4 protein-coding genes are annotated in these 6,545 nt (G+C 33.7%); 3 read left to right on the top strand and 1 reads right to left on the bottom strand.

The window, feature by feature from the left end:
- Window positions 1-65 precede the first annotated feature (65 nt).
- Window positions 66-1,427 (top strand): diaminopimelate decarboxylase, encoded by a 1,362-nt coding sequence (gene lysA, locus C6H08_RS09340; protein ID WP_034565554.1) that lies wholly within the window; start codon window positions 66-68, stop codon window positions 1,425-1,427.
- A gap of 267 nt (window positions 1,428-1,694) precedes the next feature.
- On the opposite strand, the gene C6H08_RS09335 is transcribed toward lysA, so the two are convergent.
- Window positions 1,695-2,144 carry a hypothetical protein gene (locus C6H08_RS09335; protein ID WP_138196224.1) on the bottom strand — a complete coding sequence of 150 codons (450 nt, stop codon included), beginning with the start codon at window positions 2,142-2,144 and terminating at the stop codon, window positions 1,695-1,697.
- Between the two features lie 223 nt (window positions 2,145-2,367).
- On the opposite strand from C6H08_RS09335, the gene C6H08_RS09330 reads away from it, so the two are divergent.
- The gene (locus tag C6H08_RS09330) at window positions 2,368-3,573 is read left to right on the top strand and encodes an MBL fold metallo-hydrolase (protein ID WP_034566178.1); all 1,206 of its coding nucleotides are present in this window, start codon (window positions 2,368-2,370) and stop codon (window positions 3,571-3,573) included.
- 135 nt (window positions 3,574-3,708) lie between these two features.
- Window positions 3,709-6,279, top strand: a complete 2,571-nt coding sequence (locus C6H08_RS09325; protein ID WP_233708554.1) for a phosphoethanolamine transferase — start codon at window positions 3,709-3,711, stop codon at window positions 6,277-6,279.
- Window positions 6,280-6,545: the final 266 nt, after the last annotated feature.

Raw genomic sequence — 6,545 nt, 5'->3', positions numbered from 1 at the left:
GTCAATTATTTTTTATTTGCTAGAATTGCTTATTTTTTGTGTAATTATTAAGAAAGGATAAGAGAATGAAACATTTTAAAGCTAAATGTGATTATGAGAAACTTGCAAAAGAGTATGGCACACCACTCTACATTTACGATATAGAATCTTTGCAACAACAATATCTTAAAATAAAAGATTCCTTTGGTGGTTTTAAATCACTTGTGTGTTATGCTCTCAAAGCAAACTCTAATTTAAGCATTCTAAATACTCTTGCAAAGCTTGGTAGTGGGGCTGATTGTGTGAGTTTAAATGAAGTAAAACGCGCTATTTTAGCTGGTATCCCGCCATATAAGATTATCTTTAGTGGCGTGGGAAAAGAAGATTATGAGATAGAAGAGGCAATAAAACTTGGGATATTATTCATAAATGTGGAATCTAAAATGGAGCTTTATCGCATTGAGGCTATTACAAAGAAACTCTATGGTGATTTGATTGCCAAAAAATCATCACATACGACAGAGACTATACAAGCAAATTCCCTGCCTTTAACTACGCCAGAATCTATGCAATATCAAACGCGAATCTCTATCCGTGTAAATCCCGATGTCGATGCAAAAACACACCCCTATATCTCAACAGGTTTGCATGAAAACAAGTTTGGTTTAGACATAGAGAGTGCAAAAGAGTTGTATATATACGCCCATAAAAGCGAGTTTTTAAATCCTATTGGCATACATTATCATATTGGCTCACAGATTCTAGATAAAGCCCCGCTTTTAGAATCTACGCAAAAGATTCTAGACCTTGCAAAGAGCCTTAAAGCCTTGCAGATTCCATTGAAATTCTTTGATATTGGCGGTGGCTTTGGCATATCTTACAACAATGAAGAAAGCTTTGTGATACAGGAGTATATCCATGAGATTATAAGAAAAGTTGATGCACTAGATTTTACTGCTATTTGTGAGCCCGGACGCTTTATTATGGGGAATAGTGGGGCATTGCTTACACGCGTTATAGGCGAGAAGCAAACCGCAAATAAGAGGTTTGTCATTGTAGATTGTGCGATGAATGACCTACTTCGCCCTAGTTTGTATCATGCCTATCATCATATTAGCCATATTACGCAAAAAGAGACAGATTCCACACCAATAGAATCTTGGCAAACATGCGATGTTGTTGGGGCGATTTGTGAAAGTGGGGATTATGTAGGAAAAGATATTTTGCTGCCACATTGTGAAAGTGGGGATTTACTACTTATTGAGAGTGCTGGGGCGTATGGATATAGCATGTCAAGTAACTATAACTCTCGTATGCGACCCGCTGAAATCGCACTTTATAATGGAGAATCCTATCTCATAAAAGAAAGAGAAAATTTTGATTTAAGTGTGCAAAATGAGCTTTCATGTTTAGAGAAATTACCGAGTTTTGATTCTAAAACAAATTAGAATATATAGAATCTAAAAAGATATTTTGCACTCACGCACTCAATATGACAAAATTTTAGATTCTCATCTCACTATAATTTCAACCTTCTTTTAATTCTTGTCATACAACCCATTTAGTCGGTATGTGCTAAATCTAGCTTGTTGTGGTGTGGCATAAAAGCTATTTCACAAAATTGCAATGTAGCGTATAATCTATAAAATGGATATGAGAATATAATAGCAGATGTTATCATTAGCCAAAAACAAATAAAGCAATCTAGGATAAATTTACCCCATTGAAATTTGTCTTTCATTATAACCTTTCATTTTTGCAAGCATTACCCCCCTTATTTTATCCACAATGAAACATATCGTTTTCTTAAACAAAATGATATATAGCCAAATAAATGGCAATAAGAATAAAAGAAGCGATAAATCTATTTTAAGCAACAATACGCTAACAAGAAATAACAAAGGAAAAATATAATACAGCCAATATTTTTTAAAAAACAATATAAAATCATTCATATTATGATTGTGATGAATGCACCACACTTCAAAATCAATTGGAATCTTAAAAATACATAGAAAATAACAATAAGGCGTAATGGCTAAAAGAAATGTCATAAAAAGACTTCCAAAAAAGCTAACTTGATACGCCATTGATAAGGATAAAATAAACACTAACACACAAAAGCCAAGCCACCCCGCATATAAGATTCTAAAAAATGTTCGCACAGCTAAAACCTCAAACAAATAGCAAACATTAAAGATTGACATTATATTCTAGATTATTTATTTTATATTCCATAAGTATCAAGGGTAATATGCAGAAAACAGATAGAATCTTTTCGCAATAATCATTCCATTCATAATATTGTATATATAATTCAAATCATAATTTTATAAATCTTGCAAATATAGTGTGTTTTGTAAGATTGAATGCAAAATAAGGGGATATATGCCACTAAAGTTTCACATTTTTTCACTACAAAGCAAAGAACATAGTGGAGCAGAACTCATGCAATATAAAGGTAAAACAATCTTTTGCAATGAGAATAAAGAAGCAAAAATCCCACCAAAGATTCCATTAAAAGAGGTTATAAAATACTATTATCGCTATCCAAAGAATGCAAAACCAAAGCATAAGATTCCCTTCATAGATTCTAATTTCAAGATAAGAAAAGAAACGCCACATATCGCATGGCTTGGACACTCTTCACTATTTTTTACACATAATAATATAGCGATTTTAGTCGATCCGCTCTTTAGCATGTATGCCTCACCATTTGCATGTATCAATCGTGCGTTTTCGCAGACTAAGTGCTACAAAAATGATGACTTTCCACATGCACTGCTTGTCATCATCACGCATTCACATTTTGATCATTTGGATAAATCAAGCATTCTCTCACTTGACGCACAAACGATGTATTTTATTTGTCCCCTAGAAGTTGGCATATATTTGCGTAAATGGGGCATTAAAGGGAGTAAAATCATTGAGCTTGATTGGTGGCAGGGCGTAAGCTTTGAGAATGTTTTAGATTCTAGTCCCGATGGGTGGGTGCAGGGCGTAGGGGTGTGCAATTTATGGATTTCAGAATCTAAAAATTTTAAAAATGTGAAAAATGATGCAATAACTACAGAATCTAGCAGCAGGGATTCTAAAAATAAACATGCCCCTACACAGAAAAAGCGTGAGATTTTAAAAATCACTGCCACACCCGCACAGCATAATTCAGCACGACTTGGCGATTTCAACAAAACCTTATGGGCTAGTTTTGTATTAGAGTTTTCACCAAACACGCCGCAGCATAAGAAAGTATTTTTAAGTGGCGATGGTGGTTACTACACACATTTTAAACGCATTGGAGATATGTTTCAGGGTTTTGATTTGGCATGTTTGGAGAGTGGGCAGTTTAATTGTGCGTGGCGATATTCACACTCTTTTCCATTTGAGATTCTGCAAGAGGCAAAGGACTTGCAAACAAGCATGGTGTTACCGATACATTGGGCTAGATTTGTCGCTGGTAGTCATGAATGGAATGAAGTGATAAGATTTCTTTATGAGAATCTGCATAAACTAAATATCCCTTGTGTTGCACCAAAGATAGGGGAACTCTATCCTATCGGCATGGCTTATGATAACCAAATGTGGTGGGAGTGATAAAGTTCTATTGTGTTTGCTAAACAGCTTGAATATCTAGCTTTGACTGCTTAATAAGAGAATCTTGTAAGCTAAAAATGAAGTCAATATTTTATGCTATAATCTCGCTTTTATTTTATCTTTGGGAGTTTGTTTGTGTCTAATTTAGCATTATTTAATCGCATATTCTTTAACAGAATCTTTTTGTATCTTGTGCTAACCAATACAGCTATATTTATGATAGCCCACACTATAACTATGGGGGGGGGGGGTATAGAACCCAATTTTAAAAAACTCATTCTTCTAACTCTTCAGTGTCTTGTTATTAACTTTAGCATTTTCTACATTCCTTTTTATATTTGTAGCCTTATACATAAGAAATGCCTATCAAGCATTTCTATAATCTTTTTTGTGCTTACTTTCATTATAGGCATTGTTGATGTATTTCTTTTAGGGAATTTTCAAACTCCGCTAAATAAGATTATGTTTCAAGTATTTTTAAGCACAAATCCAAATGAAGCAAGTGAGTTTTTACAATCATATTTGAGTAAAAATATCATTATATCCCTTGTGATTTTTACTCTATGGAGTATGTTATTTATAGTTAAGATTCCAAAAAGTTTTCTCATTAAACTTGGTTTTAAATCCGCACAATCTCATAACGACACAGAATCTATCAAAGACGATAGGGTAGAAAAAATATCACTTTGTCTATTTATTGTTTCTCTCACTCTGTTTGCATTTTTGTATGGTAGATATTGGTATGGTGAGAAATATCCACAAAAGCAGTTTTTTACTGATAGAAATTCACTTTTTAGACTAGAGCAAGTGTTTTACTATGGCATAAAAGAGCAAAATGCATTTTTAAAGCAATATAAAGAGTTAAGTCATGAGTTAAATGAGTTTAAAACAGAAAAGCCGGGCTATATGATAAGAAATGAAAGCAGTGTGCCAAAAGTGGTTTTAATCATTGGCGAATCTACACAAAGAAACTATATGGGAATCTATGGTTATCCCCTGCAAACCACACCACTTTTACAAGAGTTACAAAAAAGCGGGAATCTTGTAGTATTTAGCGATGTGATAGCCCCACACGCACACACAAATGAAGCTTTGCAAAAAGTTCTCACTTTCAGTAATTATGAAAATGGGCAAACCCCATGGTTTAAGCAACAAAATCTCATCAATATTATGCGATTTGCGGGATATAAAAGCATTTGGCTAAGTAATCAAGAGGCATTTTCTGTGTGGGGTAATGCACCGGAGGCAATATCTAGACATGCCGACATTACAAGATTCTCGCGTATTGTAGAAAGCTTTGATTCTGGAGCAGATTATGATAGCGTATTGCTACCTATGCTTGATAAAGCCTTAAGTGAGTATAATAATGCTGATAAAAGCTTTTATATCTTGCATCTTATGGGGACACATGGTGGATATGCCCAAAGATTCCCTAAAAACTTTGCTAAATTTAGTGAAAAAGATTTGATTGATAAGAATCTTAATACTTTTTCATTTGCAGATTCCGCTATACCTTTAAATTCAGGGCAGATGAATACAAAGATCGCATACATTAATGCTATTTATTACAACGATTATGTGGTAAGCAATATTATGCAAAGATTTAGCCATGAAGATTGTATTGTAATTTATCTAAGCGATCATGGTGATGAGATGTATGACTTTAGGGATCTTGCTGGACATGCAGAGACCATAGGGTCTCGCTTTATGATAGAAGTCCCTTTTATGATTTATATGAGTGATACTTTTAAACAAAAGCATAACGACATAGCACAAAAGATACAAAACGCACAGAATCTGCCCTTTATGACTGATGATTTTATCCATGCCTTTCTTGATCTCTTAGATATTGAAACCAAAGATAGCATAACACAAAGAAGCCTTTTTCATAAGGACTATAATGCTAAAAGACAAAGAATGTTTTCTGGTAAAGATTATGACAGAGAGCTAAAAACACAAAAACTTAGTGCTAAGGTGCCAGAAAAGCTATGGCTACATAGAGTTGATGAGATAGAAAAACTAAAAGATTTTTGGGGAAAATATGCTGGTTATGAAATTGATGTGCATTTTTTAACAAACAATCCTAAAAAACCAACACCATATTTTGATGTAGGGCATGATGGGTTAGAACATAGCATAGGGCTTGATTTAGCAGAGATGTTTTCAACTGCAAAGACATTATGGATAGATAGTCTTAAAAACCCCAATGATACCAACCAAGTTTTTACGACAAAGTTTTGGATTGATTTTAAGAATCTAGATGATTCCAATAAGCTATTATCTGTAAGAGAACTAGAGAGACTATGTGAAACATATAAGATTCCAAAGGAAAATTTAGTGATTGAAAGCCCTAATTATAAAGCTTTGAGAGTTTTTAAAGATGAGGGATTTTTCACAAGTTACTATTTTCCATATTATGATATGAAAAAATTGGAGAAAGATAGAGAAAAACTACATAATGAGTTAAAAGATATTATTGCAACAAACAATATTAATGCGGTGAGTTTTGCCTATGAATATTATGATTTTATAAAATCACTCAATTTAAAATATGATATTAACGGGGGGGGGGGGGTAGATATGCCTCTACTCACTTGGAATGTAGGCGGGAGCGACAAAAATTGGGTTAATAACATAGCAGTGGAGGCTTTCGGTGATACCCAAACAAAGATTATTCTTGTAAGCGAACAAGGCGATTATCGCTAGTTTTGCGTATCGACATGAGTGGATATCCAACTCTTACATAAATTATTTTTTGCTAAGATCTAGGCTAAACTTACAGGATTTGAGATTTTATACATTAACTTAGATGATTGGGAATCTTTAAGATATATTCCTAAATTTTAGCTAGATTTAGTTTGAGGCTATATATGCAAAAACAGGCTCTAGGGATACAGAATCTATAAAATAAATACACCATCATTGCTATAAGCATTAAAACTCACATTTGCATTTATGCTATAATGTAGCTT

This window comes from Helicobacter bilis (genome assembly GCF_900198365.1).
Lineage (GTDB): Bacteria > Campylobacterota > Campylobacteria > Campylobacterales > Helicobacteraceae > Helicobacter_A > Helicobacter_A bilis_B.
Note: the sequence above shows the minus strand (reverse complement) of the source record. Positions and strands in the feature narration are given on the sequence as shown.

Bases quoted from the DNA above. Each gene is read 5' to 3' on its own strand.
- lysA (WP_034565554.1), top strand. From the start codon at position 66: ATGAAACATTTTAAAGCTAAATGTGATTATGAGAAACTTGCAAAAGAG.
- C6H08_RS09330 (WP_034566178.1), top strand. From the start codon at position 2,368: ATGCCACTAAAGTTTCACATTTTTTCACTACAAAGCAAAGAACATAGT.